Annotated in this window: 1 protein-coding gene; it reads left to right on the forward strand. The window is 49.3% G+C overall.

The window, feature by feature from the left end; translation table 11 throughout:
- The coding region (locus tag LGZ99_RS25075; RefSeq protein WP_262979860.1) for a phage portal protein at window positions 1–812 on the forward strand (812 nt) is incomplete at both ends.

Genomic DNA, 812 nt, shown 5'->3' on the forward strand with positions numbered 1-812 from the left:
GGGCATTATGCAACAACAGTTCAGATTGTAGATCCTGACCGACTCAGTAACCCGCAACAGAATTTTGATATGCCGCATATCAGAGGTGGTGTAGAGATAGACGCTGACGGCGCTCCTACGTTTTACCATATCCGGGAAGCCCATATTGGCGATTGGTGGAGTGGTGCAAAAACGATGACCTGGGAGCGTATACCGCGTGAAACAGCGTGGGGACGCCCGCATGTTGTGCATGATTTTGATCACGAGCGCGGAGCACAACACAGGGGTAACGGCATCTTAACGCCGGTTGTTCAGCGCCTGAAGATGCTGATTAAATATGACCAGTCAGAGCTTGAAGCCGCTATTTTGAATGCGATTTTCGGCGCTTATATTGAGTCACCGTATGATCCTGCATTAGTTGAAGCGGCATTGGGCGAAAGTGAGGATGAGAATTTAGGCGCATATCAACAGGGACGCGTCGAGTTTCACAATGATCGTCGTATGTCTTTGCAGAATGGGGCGCGTATCCCAATTATGTATCCCGGCGAGAAGATAACAACAGTGAATGCTGCACGGCCACACAGCAACTTTGAAGGCTTTGAAAGTGCAGCACTACGCAATATTGCAGCAGCAACCGGGCTGTCTACTCAGCAAGTGACACAAGACTGGTCTGATGTGAACTACAGTTCGGCACGTTCCGCTATGCTAGAAGCGTGGAAAACCTTAACTCGGCGTCGCGCTGATTTTTCAATCGGCTTTGCTCAACCCATCTTAACGGCGTTTATTGAAGAAATTCATGACATAGAAGATTTACCGTTGCCAACCGGTGCACC

It is taken from the genome of Photorhabdus temperata, from assembly GCF_025384845.1.
In the GTDB taxonomy this organism is placed as follows: domain Bacteria; phylum Pseudomonadota; class Gammaproteobacteria; order Enterobacterales; family Enterobacteriaceae; genus Photorhabdus; species Photorhabdus temperata.